This window comes from Streptomyces sp. NPDC038280 (assembly GCF_055600045.1).
In genome coordinates, this window is the sequence record NZ_JBVJYZ010000020.1 from 100,930 (window position 1) to 114,435 (window position 13,506).

General features: G+C 71.5%; 11 protein-coding genes and 1 pseudogene. 9 read left to right on the plus strand and 3 right to left on the minus strand.

Features of this window, described 5'->3' with window-relative positions:
* The first annotated feature begins 9 nt into the window (after positions 1–9).
* The 4 genes from cobA to ACZ7J0_RS29705 all read left to right on the plus strand — a co-directional run bounded on the left by cobA (position 10) and on the right by ACZ7J0_RS29705 (position 3,953).
* Positions 10–1,131 carry a uroporphyrinogen-III C-methyltransferase gene (cobA, locus tag ACZ7J0_RS29690; RefSeq protein WP_470892481.1) on the plus strand — a complete coding sequence of 374 codons (1,122 nt, stop codon included), beginning with the start codon at positions 10–12 and terminating at the stop codon, positions 1,129–1,131.
* 512 nt (positions 1,132–1,643) lie between these two features.
* Complete coding sequence (locus tag ACZ7J0_RS29695) at positions 1,644–2,102, plus strand: nuclear transport factor 2 family protein (protein ID WP_470892483.1); 459 nt, start codon at positions 1,644–1,646, stop codon at positions 2,100–2,102.
* Between the two features lie 171 nt (positions 2,103–2,273).
* Positions 2,274–2,942, plus strand: coding sequence for a HEAT repeat domain-containing protein (locus ACZ7J0_RS29700; RefSeq protein WP_470892485.1), 669 nt, complete (start codon positions 2,274–2,276; stop codon positions 2,940–2,942).
* 6 nt (positions 2,943–2,948) lie between these two features.
* Positions 2,949–3,953: a HEAT repeat domain-containing protein gene (locus tag ACZ7J0_RS29705; RefSeq protein WP_470892487.1), complete on the plus strand. Its 1,005-nt coding sequence runs from the start codon at positions 2,949–2,951 to the stop codon at positions 3,951–3,953.
* 166 nt (positions 3,954–4,119) lie between these two features.
* Here ACZ7J0_RS29705 and ACZ7J0_RS29710 read toward each other — a convergent pair whose 3' ends face one another.
* Complete coding sequence (locus ACZ7J0_RS29710; RefSeq protein WP_470892489.1) at positions 4,120–5,172, minus strand: GlxA family transcriptional regulator; 1,053 nt, start codon at positions 5,170–5,172, stop codon at positions 4,120–4,122.
* A 136-nt stretch (positions 5,173–5,308) separates the two neighbouring features.
* On the opposite strand from ACZ7J0_RS29710, the gene ACZ7J0_RS29715 reads away from it, so the two are divergent.
* On the plus strand, positions 5,309–6,139 hold the full coding sequence (locus ACZ7J0_RS29715) for a dienelactone hydrolase family protein (RefSeq protein ID WP_470892491.1): 831 nt from the start codon (positions 5,309–5,311) through the stop codon (positions 6,137–6,139).
* Positions 6,140–6,559: 420 nt separating this feature from the next.
* Here ACZ7J0_RS29715 and ACZ7J0_RS29720 read toward each other — a convergent pair whose 3' ends face one another.
* On the minus strand, positions 6,560–7,465 hold the full coding sequence (locus ACZ7J0_RS29720; protein ID WP_470892493.1) for a Vgb family protein: 906 nt from the start codon (positions 7,463–7,465) through the stop codon (positions 6,560–6,562).
* Between the two features lie 606 nt (positions 7,466–8,071).
* Between ACZ7J0_RS29720 and ACZ7J0_RS29725 the strand changes: the two genes are divergently transcribed.
* Positions 8,072–8,959, plus strand: coding sequence for a hypothetical protein (locus ACZ7J0_RS29725; protein WP_470892495.1), 888 nt, complete (start codon positions 8,072–8,074; stop codon positions 8,957–8,959).
* Between the two features lie 431 nt (positions 8,960–9,390).
* Here the strand turns inward: ACZ7J0_RS29725 and ACZ7J0_RS29730 are convergent, their stop codons facing one another.
* On the minus strand, positions 9,391–9,831 hold the full coding sequence (locus ACZ7J0_RS29730) for a MarR family winged helix-turn-helix transcriptional regulator (protein WP_470892497.1): 441 nt from the start codon (positions 9,829–9,831) through the stop codon (positions 9,391–9,393).
* A 137-nt stretch (positions 9,832–9,968) separates the two neighbouring features.
* On the opposite strand from ACZ7J0_RS29730, the pseudogene ACZ7J0_RS29735 reads away from it, so the two are divergent.
* From ACZ7J0_RS29735 to ACZ7J0_RS29745, 3 genes and pseudogenes are all read left to right on the plus strand, one after another.
* Positions 9,969–11,453, plus strand: a pseudogene (locus tag ACZ7J0_RS29735) (MFS transporter); the annotation flags it as partial.
* 72 nt (positions 11,454–11,525) lie between these two features.
* A complete protein-coding gene (locus ACZ7J0_RS29740; RefSeq protein ID WP_470892506.1) occupies positions 11,526–12,029 on the plus strand; it encodes an MSCRAMM family protein in 504 nt (167 codons plus the stop codon).
* Positions 12,030–12,162: 133 nt separating this feature from the next.
* On the plus strand, positions 12,163–13,290 hold the full coding sequence (locus ACZ7J0_RS29745; RefSeq protein WP_470892499.1) for an NADH:flavin oxidoreductase: 1,128 nt from the start codon (positions 12,163–12,165) through the stop codon (positions 13,288–13,290).
* Positions 13,291–13,506 lie beyond the last annotated feature (216 nt).

Genomic DNA, 13,506 nt, shown 5'->3' on the forward strand with positions numbered 1-13,506 from the left:
CTCTTTCCCATGGCCGGTCCTCAGGATGTACGTACGTATGCGACCGAACTCGATCTGGCCGGGCGTCGGGCGGTCGTCTTCGGGGGCGAGCCCACGGTGCTGCGGCACCTGGCGCGCTTGCTCGGTACCGGTGCGGAGATCACCGTCGTGGCACCTGCTGTGTGCCCGGCGATCGAGGCGATGGCGAAGGCGGGACGGCTCCGGTGGCACGCCCGTTCCTGGCAGCCGGACGACCTGGCCGACACCTGGTACGCCATCGCCTCCACCCCGGGCGACGACGCGGCCATCGCCGAAGCAGCCGAGAAGCAACGGGTGTTCTGCACCCGCACCGACACCGAAGCCATCAGGACTCCGGCGCCGGACCACCCAGGGTCCGGTGTGGCCCTGATCGGCGCGGGGCCGGGGGATCCGGACCTGATCACCGTGCGGGGCCGGGACCTGCTCAGGGCCGCCGACACGGTGCTCGTCGACCGCCTGGCGCCGCTGGAGTTGCTGGCCGATCTGCGACCGGAGGTCGAGATCATCGATGCGGCCAAGCTGCCCTACAGCCGGACCACCGCACAGGAGCAGCTCAACGAACTACTGGTGGACCGTGCCCGCGCCGGGCAGTTCGTGGTCCGGCTGAAGGGCGGGGACCCGTACGTCTTCGGGTGCGGTTTCGAGGAGGTGACCGCCTGCGCGGAGGCCGGTGTGCCGGTGACGGTGGTGCCGGGCGTGAGCAGCGCGCTTGCCGCACCGGCGCTGGCCGGAGTTCCGGTGACGTACCGGGGCATGACCCAGGAAGTGACCCCCGTGTCCGGTCACTTGGCGCCGGATCAGGAACGCAGTCTCGTGGACTGGTCCGCACTGGGGCAGCGCAAGGGCACGCTGGTGATCCTGATGGGAGTCACCCACGTGGCGAGGACAACGGAGTTGTTGATGCGCGCGGGCCGGGCCGCGACCACCCCCGCACTCGTCATCCAGGATGCCGCCACCCGCTTCCAGCGAGTCGTGACGTCCACCCTGGCCGACCTCGCCGAGGACTGCCGTACTCATGACGTCACACCACCCGCAGTGTTCGTCATCGGTCCCACTGCTGGGCTGAAAGTGCCGAACGTGGTGGCGCAGCCGGAGCCCTGCCCGAGTTCGTGACCCGCGCCGCGGGAGAGCGCACACGCAGCGCGCTCCCGCGCCTTTGCCCGGCCGGCCTGTACGCCCACCGGGACAACAACCCCTTCCAGCCCGTCGAGTAGTCCCGCCCGGGTGACCCCGGGCACGATGCCTTCAGACGCGCACCGGCCGACAGGAGCTGGCGAGGTAGGCGTAACACCGGCGTAGTGGCGCTGCGCCAAGGTTCTCCAGCTGGCCGTGGTCGTGGTCGTGGTCGGCAACGGCAGCGCGAGGCCGGACCAGCCTCCCCCACGCATGACGGACTGGGTGATCACTCACCGGGGGTGCCACCGAGCGACCATGGCCGGTCGTCCGGTCGCGTATCCGGTCACAGGCAGCCCATGAACCCGCGCATTACGCAGCGCAGGGCGCAGCACGACCAATTGGCCGCTCATTACCTCCGGGGTAATCGACCGCTCTCCCCTCGCCCGGCAGGATCAAGCACACCGACGGGAGCCCCCGCCGGATCCGGCCGCAGCTGCGAGGAGTGCGCCATGTCCGTCAAGTCCACGGTCACCACGCCGAGTACGACCGCCCACGCGAGTCGCGTCGCCGATGCCACCCGGGCCGCCGTGCAGGAATTCATTGCCGCCCGGGCGGCCGGGGACATCGGACGGCTCGTCGCACTCTTCGCCGCCGAGGTCGACTGGCTGCTCGCCGAGAACCCCGCCGTCCCGTGGATCCGCCCACGCTCCACCGCCGCCGAGTGCGCCGCCCAGTTCACGGAGCTGATGGAGCACACCGTGCCTGAGGACGCGCGCGCCTCCGTCGACACCTTCCTCGTCGACGCCAACGACGCCGTCCTGATGGGACACCTGTCAGGGACCGTACGCGCGACGGGGAAGTCCTTCGAGGGCCCGTTCGCACTGCACCTCACCGTCGAGGACGGCCGGATCACCCGGCACCACCTCTACGAGAACAGCCTGTCGATCGCCGAGGCCTGCACCCCTTGAGGACGCCCGAGGACGGGCCCCGAAGGGCATCCCGCATCGGCCTCAAAGGGCGCCGGCACGCTCCGGCCCAAGCAGCTGGGAGGCGGCCGTCCGCTTGTGAACGCACCGCGGGATCCGTTTGACCTTGACACGGTGACAAGGCGTTCACTGCTTGCCGAGGAGGTGGTCCCGATGACCATGACGAGACAGGACACGGACGCACTACGAGCGCTCCAGGGGCTGGAGGACGGCCGTTCGTCCGTGCGCTTGCGGGCCGCACTGGCGGTCGGTACGACGCCTGACCCGCGCTTCGTCGACAAGCTCGTCGAGCGATGCGCGATCGAGCCCGAGTTCTTCGTCCGTGACATGCTGACATGGGCGCTCACCCGCCACCCAGCATCCATGACGCTCCCCAAGCTGCTCCGCGAAGTCCACTCGAAGCGCGCGCAGGCACGGAGTCAGGCGTTGCACACGCTGTCCAAGATCGGGGACAGGCAGGTGTGGCCGGCGATCACGCGATCGCTTCTGACCGACGCCGACGACGAGGTGGCGCGGAGCGCCTGGCGGGCCGCGGTCGTGCTCGTCCCGGAAGGCGAGGAGATCGGGTTGGCCGCGGTACTGGCGGAGCAACTCGGACGCGGTGAGCGGGAGACGCAGCTGAGTCTCAGCCAGGCACTGGTCGCGCTGGGTGAGGGGATTCTGCCTTCTTTGCGCGCTGCGGTGACGGACCCTGACCCGCGTGTGCGTGAGCACGCGCTCGCCACACAACGGCTCCTGCGCGACCCGGACGCCGGATTCGAGTCCGCGATCGAGGAGGCGAAACGCGTCGTGGCCCTCGGTGTGTCCGGACAGGAGAGGTGATACGGAGTGTTGATCGGTGAGGTGGCGCGACGGTCCGGGGTCAGTGCCCGCATGCTCAGGCATTACGAGTCGCTCGGCCTGGTGCGGCCTTCAGGTCGTACGGGCTCCGGCTATCGGGAGTACTGCGGCGAGGACATCCGGCGGATCTTCCATATCGAGAGCCTGCGTTCGCTGGGATTGTCACTGCGTGAGATCGGGCGCGCGCTCGACGATCCGGGCTTCACGCCCGCGGAGCTCGTCGGCGACCTCATCCGTCAGGCGCGCGTACGTATCGCGGCCGAGACCGAACTGCTCACGCGGCTCCGCCGGATCGACGCCGCGGAGCCCGCCGGTTGGGAGGACGTCCTTCAGGTCGTCGCGCTCCTGCAGGCACTGGGGTCGAAGAGCACCGACACGCGCCAGCGCGCGGCCCTGTCCTCGGTCGACGTGGTGCCAGTGCCGGTGGAGGCCCTCGTTGAGGCGGCCCTGCGCGAGACGGAGCCGAACGTCGCCGGAGCCCTTCGATGGGCGCTGGCGCGATCGGACGACGGCGGCCCTGCACTGCTGGCGAAGGGCCTCGGCTCACCGGTGGCAGCGGTACGGGAACGTGCCGTTCAGTCCCTCGCCGAGATGCCCGGTGACGAGGCGACCTCGCGGCTGCGGGAAGCCCTCGCGCACTCCGACGCCGTGGTTCGTGGGTACGCGGCGCTGGCGCTCGGGACACAGGGGGTTGTCGATGCGGTCCCGACGCTCGTCGACATGATCGTGGAGGGAAGGAACGACACCGATGCGGCCGACGCACTGAGCGTGCTGGCGAGCGACACCGCGACGGCGGATCACATCGCGACCATCCTCGTCGACCGCTTCGCCCACGACACTACGGAAGCGCCCGCACGCGCACGGCTGACCCAGGCATTGGCGGACATCCCGGGGACCACGGCGTCGCGTGCCCTCGTGGAACTGGCGCGTGACGAGGACCCTGCCGTTGCCCTGACTGCGGCGTACCTTCTCCAGCGACGCGACAACCGGTGACGGTGACGGGGCTCTGCGGCCGTCGCCCGGCTTGTCGCGCCGCGCCCGCGCCGAGGTCGATGCGGAGGTGCGGGCGATGCGCGGGGCCGTTTGGAGCCGCGCGGACCGCACCGGAGGCAAGCTGGTCCGTGCGCCCGAATCGGAGACGCGCGCAACGGCCGCCACCTCACCGACCGCCGCCGTCCGGGGCGGACGCCCGGTCCGTGCGGCGGAAGGCGGCCCGGTAGGCGCTCGGGCGGCGGCCGGTGTGACGGGCGAAGAGCGCGGCGAAGGTGCCCGGGTCCTGGTAGCCGACGGCCGCGGAGACGGCGGCGACGGTGCGGTCGGTGGTCTCCAGGAGATGTCGGGCGCGGCGGACCCGGGAGGCCTGCAGATGGGCCAGCGGACTGCGTCCGGTTTCCTCGGCGAAGCGGCGCAGCAGCGTGCGGGTGCTGACACGGAACGCGGCCGCGAGCGCGGTCAGGTCGTACCGCTCGGCGAGGTTCTGGTCGAGCCGCCGCATGACCCGCTGGGAGAACTCCCGGCCGGGATTCGGAAGGAGCCGCGGGTCGACGTACGGGGTCTGGGAGGCTCGCGCATCGTCGACGAGCGCCACCCGCGCGGTGGTCCGGGCCACCCGGGCGCCGTTGTGCCGGCGGATCAGGTCCAGCGCGAAGTCGTACATGGCACTGAAGGCGGCCGTGGTCGTCACCCCTGTGTCGGTGACGACCAGGTGCTCGGGCCGCACGTCGGCGTCCGGACAGCGCCGGGCCAGTTCGCCGGCGTGCAGCCAGGAGGTGGTGGCCCGGCGCCGGTCGAGGAGCCCCGCCTCGGCGAGTAGGAACGCGCCGACGCAGAGGGAGACGACGGCGGTGCCGGCCCCGGCCTGCGCGCGGATCGCCGCGATCTCGGGGGCGAGCCGGGCGAGCTGCTCGTCGAGGTCCGTGTCCGGGCGCAGTTCGAAGCCGGGGACCACGAGGACGTCGACCTCGCGCAAGGGACGTACGTCCAGGTTCGCGCCGCCCGAGGCGGTGACCCGGCGGCGGGGCGAGACGACCGACACCCGGTAGCCGGGCGCGTCCGGTCCGGCGATGTGCCCCGCCATCGTCAACAGGTCGGGGACGCCGAACACTTCGGACGCGAAGCAGCCCGGGTACGCCAGGACCCCGACCCGCAGGGCACCCGGCCCGGCGCTCGGACCCACCGCGTCCTCCGCCTGCCGCGCCGCCTCCGCCGTCACCGCCGTACCCCCTGGTGTCCCCGGCCCCGTATCGCCGACCGCATACCGCTCGCCTCTCTCGCGTGTGGCGAGATTACCCCTGGCCTCGGCGATCCCGCCCCTCACCCGGCGGCCGGCTGCAGGACAGGCTGGCCCCATGAGCGACGACGATCCGATCACCGACTTCACCCGCCGGAGCGTGGCCGTGGAGGGGGTGGAGAAGACGGTGTACGTGGCCGGGGCCGGGCCCGCGGTCGTGGTACTGCCCGAGATGCCGGGCATCAGTCCCGACGTCCTGCGGCTCGCGCGCTGGGTGCGGGACGCGGGCTTCACCGTCCATGTGCCCTCCCTGTTCGGGACGGACGGCGCCTTCCCCACGGTCGAGGGCGGCCGGGAGGTCGTCCGCCGCGCCTGTGTCAGCGCGGAGTTCCGCGCCTTCGCCGGGGGCGGCACCAGCCCGGTGACGGTCTGGCTGCGCGGCCTGGCGCGCCAGGCCCACACGGAGTGCGGTGGGCCCGGGGTGGGCGCGATCGGCCTGTGCTTCACCGGCAATTTCGCCCTCACCATGGCCCTGGAGCCGACGGTGATCGCCCCGGTGATCAACCACCCGTCGCTGCCCCTCGACGACCCCGGTGGACTCGAACTCGACGCGGCGGACGCGCGCGCGGTGCGCGACCGGCTCGACCGCGACGGACTCACCGTCCTCGCCTACCGCTTCGAGGGCGACCGGTGGTGCACGGGGCAGCGCTTCGCCGCCTACCGCGCGCTGCTCGGCGACGCCTTCGACGGGCGCGTCCTCCCGGACAGCGCCGCCAACCCGGCCCCGCCGCCCTTCTTCGCCGACCTGGTCGGCACTCCGCACAGCGTCGTCACCGCCCATCTCGTCGACGAGGCCGGCCACCCCACGGTCCGGGCCCGCGACGAGATCCTCGCCTTCCTCACCGACCGCCTGCACCCGCACGGAAGCCGGCCACTGCCCACGACCTGACCGGGCCCTTGTCCACCGGACACCCTGCTGCCCCACCAGCGCCCGCCATCCTCATGGGCTGCACCGGAGTCCGCAGACCGCGTTCGCCGGAAGGGGCGCACTGCCTCGTCCGCGGATGGTCCGCGGACTCTTCGAGGGATTCCGGATGTTCAGCAGCAAGAGCACCGCAACGCTCGCCGCCGCACGGCCGAGGTAGCCCCGGTCGGGCAGCGAGGGAGAACGACAGCCCTCACCGCCGAGCCGGCCGGCCGCAGTTCCCGGAGCAGGGGAACTGTTGACCACTGCACCGCCCATTTCCTGCGCGGGAATCGCCGCGTGGCCCCACGAGCGCCGCTGCCTGGGCCTCGGGGGACGCGGTGGTTGCCGTTGGCCATGCGGCGCGCGAGCCGCTACGCCCCGCTGGAAGGCCGCTGAGGGAGCTCAGGTGGCGGGGACGACCGCGACGCCGGTGAGGGTCCGGAAGGTCTGGCCCGATGCGAGGACGTGTTGTTCGCCGGTAGCCGGGTTCACCCGGAACAGGGTGGGGTCTCCGGTCGTGGCCTCGTTGTCGGTGATCAGCAGGCTGCCGTCGGCCTCGACGGCGATGGAGGAGGGGCTGACGAAGCTGCCGCCGGAGGCCACGACGGTCTGCGCCCCGCTCGTCAGGTCCACCTTGATCACCCCGCCGCCGAAGCCACTGAACGCGTTGGCGTCGACGACCAGGATGTTGTTGTCGCGGTCGAGCGCTACGTCCACGGGGCTTCGGAGCTCGCCGGCGGAGGAGATGACTGTGCGTGCGCCGCTGGCCGGGTCGATGCGGACCACTTGGGCCGCGTGGTCTGCGCCGACGGGGCCGGCCTGCTCGACGACCACGATGCTGTTGTCGGCGGCGACGCACAGCCCGGTGGGCCGCAGCGGAGGGTCGACGGTGGCGTCGCTCACCGCCAGGACGGTCTGCTCGCCGGTGAGGGGGTCGACCCGGATGACCGCTCCCGGGCCTTTGGAGAAGAGGTCGGCGACGAGGATGCTGCCGTCGGCTTCGACGGCCACGGCGATCGGGACGACGAAGTTCCCGTCGGACGAGACCGCCGTCTGCGTTGTCTTTCCGTCGGACATCGAGACGCGCAGCAGCGTGCCGGTGCTGGGAAAGTGCCGGTCCTTGGTCACCAGGACGCTGCCATCGGCTTCGAGGTCGATGCCGTTGGCTCCCACGAGGTCGCCGCCCAGGGAGAGGAGTCCCTGCATGCCCGTGGCGGGGTCGACGCGGTGCACCGCCCCGGCGCAGCCGAGGGTGTCGGCATCGGTGAGCAGAATGGTGCCGGAGGGGAGTTGGTTCCGGGCGGTCACGGCGGCTCCTGAAGACGGGGAGCGGGGGAGGACTCCGTACTCAACCCCAAATGCTGCCGCCGCCTGCCGAAGCGGGCCGCGCCACGCCGCCTGGTGGGGGGCGAACCGCCCGATAGCAGCACTACGCCACCCGAGGGCGGCGCAGCGTTGCTCGCACCGATGGCGGTGGGGGAGGGGCCGCCGGAAATGAGGCGGGAGGGACGAGCTGATCGCGCGTCGGGAGACCGTTCAGCAGGCCCGTGCACCCTCGCTGCCGGACGTGCTCGGCTTCGGCTGACCACGTGGACCTATGACAGCGTCGCGAATGCTCAATCCGCGGTCGGCTCCCGGGCCACGGCCGCCGCGCGTTCGCACCTCCCTCGCATGTGACAGCGGGGTACGGAACGTGTCACAGGGCTCCTGTCGCCAGGTGCCGTTGCTTCCCCCGTAGCCCCATCGGTGGGATGTTTGCCGGCCGGAGCGGCCCGCAGCAGGCCGCAGGGAGGGATCGGGGTGGACGCCTTGACACGTCAACAACACGGCACCGGCAACGGCAGAACCGTCGGACGGGCTCGGAGAATCGGCAGGACCGGCGCGAACGACACAACGCGGCGCAGACGGGCGGTGGTGACCGCCGCGGCTATCGCCATCGCCGCACCACTGACCCTCGGTACCGCAGGAGACGCGGGGGCGGCGGGGGACCCGCCGATTGTCTTCGCCCGTTACACCGCGGCAGCGCCCACGGAAGACCTCTACGCGATCTCGCCCAGTGGTGGCACGCCTGTCGAACTCACCCACACCCCTGCCGTCAGCGACGTGATGCCCAGCTGGTCCCCGGACGGCAAGCGGGTGGCCTTCGTCCGCTATGGATCCGGTGGCGCCATCGACGGCATCTGGACGAGGAAGATCACGGGCGGCGGCCTGAAGGCAGTCCCCGGCACCAAGGGCGCCTCCGACCCGGCGTGGTCCCCGGACGGCAAGCGGATCGCCTACGCCAAGCCGGTCGGCTCCCAGCGCGAGATCTATGTGGCCGACATCGACGGCACTCCCGCGACCCGGCTCACCCACACCGCGGCGGACGACCTCCATCCGACGTGGTCACCGGACGGCAAGTACCTGGCGTTCAACCGCGCGGACGCGAGCGGACACAGCAGGGTGATGAAGATCCGGCTGTCCACACTGGCCCAGACGGCGGTCACGGGACCCGGCTCCCAGGACTGGACGCCCGACTGGTCGCACAGCGACCGGATCGCCTTCAGCCGCGTGGACTCTTCGGGCTTTGCCCACCTCTACCTCATCCGCCCCAACGGCACCGGCCTTCACCGCATCACCGCGGCCCGCTTCAACGACAAGAACCCCTCCTGGTCCCCGGGCGGCAGCCGCCTGGTCTTCACCAGAGGCGGTGGTGACGACGCGGACCCCGAACACCTCTACCTCGTACGGGCCGACGGCACCGCACTGACCCAGCTCACGACGACCGACTCCCATGACCTGGAGGCTGACTGGCGCCCGTAGGCGCCCGTCGGCGTGGGTGGCCTGCGCGGGTTGGGCGAGCCGGGGTGCCGGCCCGCGCGAGCCGCGTAGGCCAGTTGGAACGGAAGCCCGCCGGACGGCGACTCTGCCGAAGGCCGTGAAGACTACGGCTTCGCCACTGCCTCCTGACCCGCGTCCCGTTCGACGGAGCCATTTCCTTCCTACCGGCCGTCGCACCGGAGCACGGGGGCTCTGACAACTGGCGGGGGACCGGTTCGGAAGGCTGCTTCAGTGGGCGAGCGAGGCCGTTACGCGGCTCGATCCCCGGTCCGCCGGGCCGGCCCGCCGCCCCCGGCCCGCCGACTGCTCGACGGCATGGTGCCTTCACACGCCCAGGTGTCCGGCTCCGCCCAGGAGACCGGTGTCGACGGTCCGCCGCGCTTCATCGAAGAGCGCCCCAGGTCGCGAAGCCGTCAGGCGTCCTTGTCCATCGGCGGTCGCAAGCGCTGGAGCAGGGCGTAGAGCGTCGCGCTCTCGGCTTCGCCCAAGGCGTCGAGGGCGCCGTGGGTCTCCTGCATCTCCTCTCGCACGCGGCGGATGATCTCGCGGCCCGCGTCGGTCGCGACGACGTTCTTCACTCGGCGGTCCGCGGGGTCGGCTTCACGGCGGACCAGCTCGCGGGCCTCCAGGCGGTCGACGATCCCTGTGACGTTCGACGCGTCGCACACCAGCAGGGTGGCGAGGCCGCGCATCGGCAGTGGGCCGTCGAGCTGGGCGAGGACCTTGGCCTGCATGGCGGTGAGGCCGTGATGGGCCGCGGCGGCAGCGAAATCGCGCCACTGGGCGTTGCCGATGGAGGCGAGCAGTTCCAGGAGCTGGAGCTTGCTGGGGGCCTGCTGGGCGGTGTCGCTCATGGGTGGAGCCTACTCGAAATACTTCACATCATCAATTATTTACTTGACCTGCTTAAGCATTCAGGCCTATCTTCGGTGCAAGTACTTGATGTCATCAAACATCAGCGATCTGAAGCATTGAGAAGGTCCCGCAAGCCATGAGCCACGCAACATCCGCCCCCGCGCAACGGAACGAGACGGTCGTCGTCCTCGCCCTGAGCCTGGCCGCCATGGTCGTGTCGATGATGCAGACCCTGCCCGTCCCCATCCTGGGCCTGATCCAGGGCGACCTCGGCACCTCGACCGCCAACGTCAGCTGGGTGACCACCGCCACCCTGCTCTCCGCCGCCGTCTTCACCCCACTACTGGGACGCTTCGGCGACCAGCACGGCAAGAAGTCCACCCTGGTGGCCGTGCTCGTCGTCATGGTCGCGGGCTCCGTCATCGCCGCGCTCGCGAGCTCGCTGCCGCTGCTGATCCTGGGCCGGGTGCTCCAGGGCGCCGCCACCGCGATCTTCCCGCTGGCCCTCTCCGTCCTGCGTGAAGAGGTCCGGCCGCAGAAGCTGCCCGGCGCCATGGCGCTGGTCAGCGGCACGCTCGCGTTCGGCAGCGGACTCGCGCTCGTCGCCACGGGCCTGCTCACCTCCGGCGACGACGCCGACTACCGCAACGCCTTCTGGATGGCGACAGGCTTCGCCGTCCTGGCCCTGCTCGCCGTCGCCTTCCTGGTCCCGGCGACCCGGCACAAGACCGGCGGACGCACCGACTTCCTCGGCGCGCTGACCCTCGGTACCGCCCTGCTGCTGCTCCTGCTGCCGATCTCCCAGGGCCACGAGTGGGGCTGGGCCTCCGGCCGTACGCTGGGCACCTTCGCCGGCGCGGTCGTCATGACCGTGGTCTGGGTCCTGGTCGAGCTCAAGGTCCGCGAGCCCCTCGTCGACATGCGGATGTTCGTCCACCGCCCGGTCCTCATGGCCAACCTGGCCGGCATCCTCGTCGGCTTCGGCATGTTCGCGAACTTCCTCGGCGTCTCCTACCTCGTGCAGATGCCCGAGGCGCTCACCGGCTTCGGATTCGACGCGTCCATCCTGCGCGCGTCCGTCGAGTTCCTGCTGCCCGGCGCGATCGTCTCCCTGCTCGCCTCGCCCATCGGCGGCCGGCTCGTCCGCCACCGGGGCCCCCGGTACGCGCTCGGCGTGGCCGCCGCGTTCGGGGCCGCCGGCTTCGGCTGGCTGGCCCTCGACCACGGCCACACCGCTTCCGTCATCGGTGCCGGCCTCATGACCGGCGCGGCCGTCAGCTTCGGCTACGCCGCCATGCCCGCCGTCATCATGGCGAGCGTCCCGCACCACCAGAGCGGCATCGCCAACGGCATCAACTCGATCTCCCGCTCCACCGGCAGCGCGATCGGCAGCGCCGTCGTCACCACGATCCTGGCGTCCCTGACCATCGAGCACCTGCCGGCGGGCGTGCCCGCGCTGCCCGCCGAGTCCGGGTTCACCCTCACCTTCGGCCTCGGCGCCGTGGCCTTCGCGCTGGTCGCGGTGATCGGCCTGCTCGGCCTGCGCGGACAGCACGGCCCCCGGGCCGAGGCAGGCGGGGCAAGCGCGGACACGCCGTCGACTCAGGCCGCGGAGAAGGCCGTTGCTGATCCGGTGACGGAACCCGCGGCCCAGACCGATGCTGTCCCGGCCGGGGCCGGGTTCCACGGCCTGGTGCGGGACGCCGAGGGCGCGGTGCTGGATGGCGCCGCCCTCTCCCTCATCTCGCCGGATGGACGGCAAGCGGGCCGCACGGTCTCCCAACCCGACGGCCGGTACGCACTGGACGCCCCGACCGTTGGCCCGTACGTCCTGATCGCAGCCGCCGACGGCCATCAGCCGCAGGCCGCCACGGTCATGGCGACGGCCGCCCCGGTCGCGCACAGCGTCAGTCTTTCCCGCGCCACAAAGCCGGCGGGTCTGCAGGTCCGAGGCACCGTACGCGCCGGATCGGGCGGCCGCCGACTGCCCGATGCCCGGCTGACGCTGCTGGACGCCGACGGGAACGTGGTGCGCACCACCCTCACGGACGCCGACGGCGCGTACGCCTTCACCGATCTGACCGCGGGTGAGTACTCGCTCATTGCCAGCGGCTACCCGCCCGTGGCGTCGACGCTGGCCGTCGACGGCCGTGGTACGGACGGCTTCGACATGGCGTTGACGCACCCCTCGGCGTAAGGGGCGGCCGCTGGCCGGGATCACGGGGGCAGCTCGCCTGACAGGCGGCGCCATGCCCGCCCGGACATCCGATCCCCGCACGCATTCAATGCATGCTGCACATACCTACTGATTTCCGACAAGGAGTACCTCCATGACCGTCACCACCTCTTCCTCCTCCCGTGCGGCCGAGATCCTGTCCCGCCCCGTCACGCTGAACGGCCTGACCGTCCCGAACCGCATCGTGATGGCGCCGATGACGCGCAGGTTCTCGCCGGGGGGCGTCCCCGGGGAGGACGTGCGGTCGTACTACGCCCGCCGTGCCGCCGCGGGTGTGGGCCTGATCGTCACCGAGGGGACGTACGTCGGTCACGAGTCGGCCGGGTCCAGCGACCGCGTGCCGCGGTTCTACGGTGAGGAGCGGCTGGCCGGGTGGGCGAAGGTCGCCGAGGCCGTCCACGCGGCGGGCGGCACGATCGTGCCGCAGCTGTGGCACATCGGCATGGTGCGCAAGCAGGGCGATGCGCCCTACGCCGACGCCCCCGCCGTCGGCCCCTCCGGCATCCGCGTCGACGGCACCGAGAACGCCGGCAAGGCGATGACCCGGCGCGATCTGGACGACGTCATCGGTGCGTTCGCCGAGGCCGCCGCGGCCGCCGAGCGCATCGGCTTCGACGGCGTCGAACTGCACGGCGCCCACGGCTACCTCCTCGACCAGTTCCTGTGGGAGGGCACGAACCGCCGTACCGACGCCTACGGCGGTGACCGGGTCGCCCGTACGAAGTTCGCGGCCGAGATCGTGGCCGCGGTGCGCGAGACCGTCTCGCCCGACTTCCCCGTGATCTTCCGCTACTCGCAGTGGAAGCAGGAGGCCTACGACGCGCGGCTCGCCGAGACCCCGGAGGAGCTGGAGTCGATCCTGGCCCCGCTCGCCGCGGCCGGCGTCGACGCCTTCCACGCCTCCACCCGCCGCTACTGGCTCCCGGAGTTCGAGGACTCGGACCTGAACCTGGCGGGCTGGACCAAGAAGCTCACCGGCAGGCCCTCCATCACCGTCGGCTCGGTGGGCCTCAACGGCGACTTCATCCGCGCGTTCGCCGGCGAGGGCGCCGAGGTCGGCAGCATCGACAACCTCCTCGACCGCCTGGAGCGCGACGAGTTCGACATGGTCGCCGTCGGCCGCGCCCTGCTCCAGGACCCGGAGTGGGCGGCGAAGGTCCTGGGGGGCCGGATCGAGGAGCTGCAGCCGTACGACGCGGCGGCGCTGAAGACGCTGAGCTAGGCCGAGCCGGCGCCGAAGTGGGCGTAGCCGCGCCGGGTGAGCCTTGATCCGCTCCCGCCCGACTTCCTCGGGCGGGAGCGGACGACCACGGGCTCGGTCCGCGCCCACGCGCCGCGATCCACTAGGACTTGTCCGGTCGATCATGTGACTACTTCGTGTCCAGGTCGTTGATGTGGACATGGGGCGGGGTGATCTGAGTGATGCTGAGTGGGAACG

Coding starts and splice junctions, on each gene's coding strand:
- cobA (WP_470892481.1), top strand. CDS start 10: ATGGCCGGTCCTCAGGATGTACGTACGTATGCGACCGAACTCGATCTG.
- ACZ7J0_RS29695 (WP_470892483.1), top strand. CDS start 1,644: ATGTCCGTCAAGTCCACGGTCACCACGCCGAGTACGACCGCCCACGCG.
- ACZ7J0_RS29700 (WP_470892485.1), top strand. CDS start 2,274: ATGACCATGACGAGACAGGACACGGACGCACTACGAGCGCTCCAGGGG.
- ACZ7J0_RS29715 (WP_470892491.1), top strand. CDS start 5,309: ATGAGCGACGACGATCCGATCACCGACTTCACCCGCCGGAGCGTGGCC.
- ACZ7J0_RS29730 (WP_470892497.1), bottom strand. CDS start 9,831: ATGAGCGACACCGCCCAGCAGGCCCCCAGCAAGCTCCAGCTCCTGGAA.
- ACZ7J0_RS29745 (WP_470892499.1), top strand. CDS start 12,163: ATGACCGTCACCACCTCTTCCTCCTCCCGTGCGGCCGAGATCCTGTCC.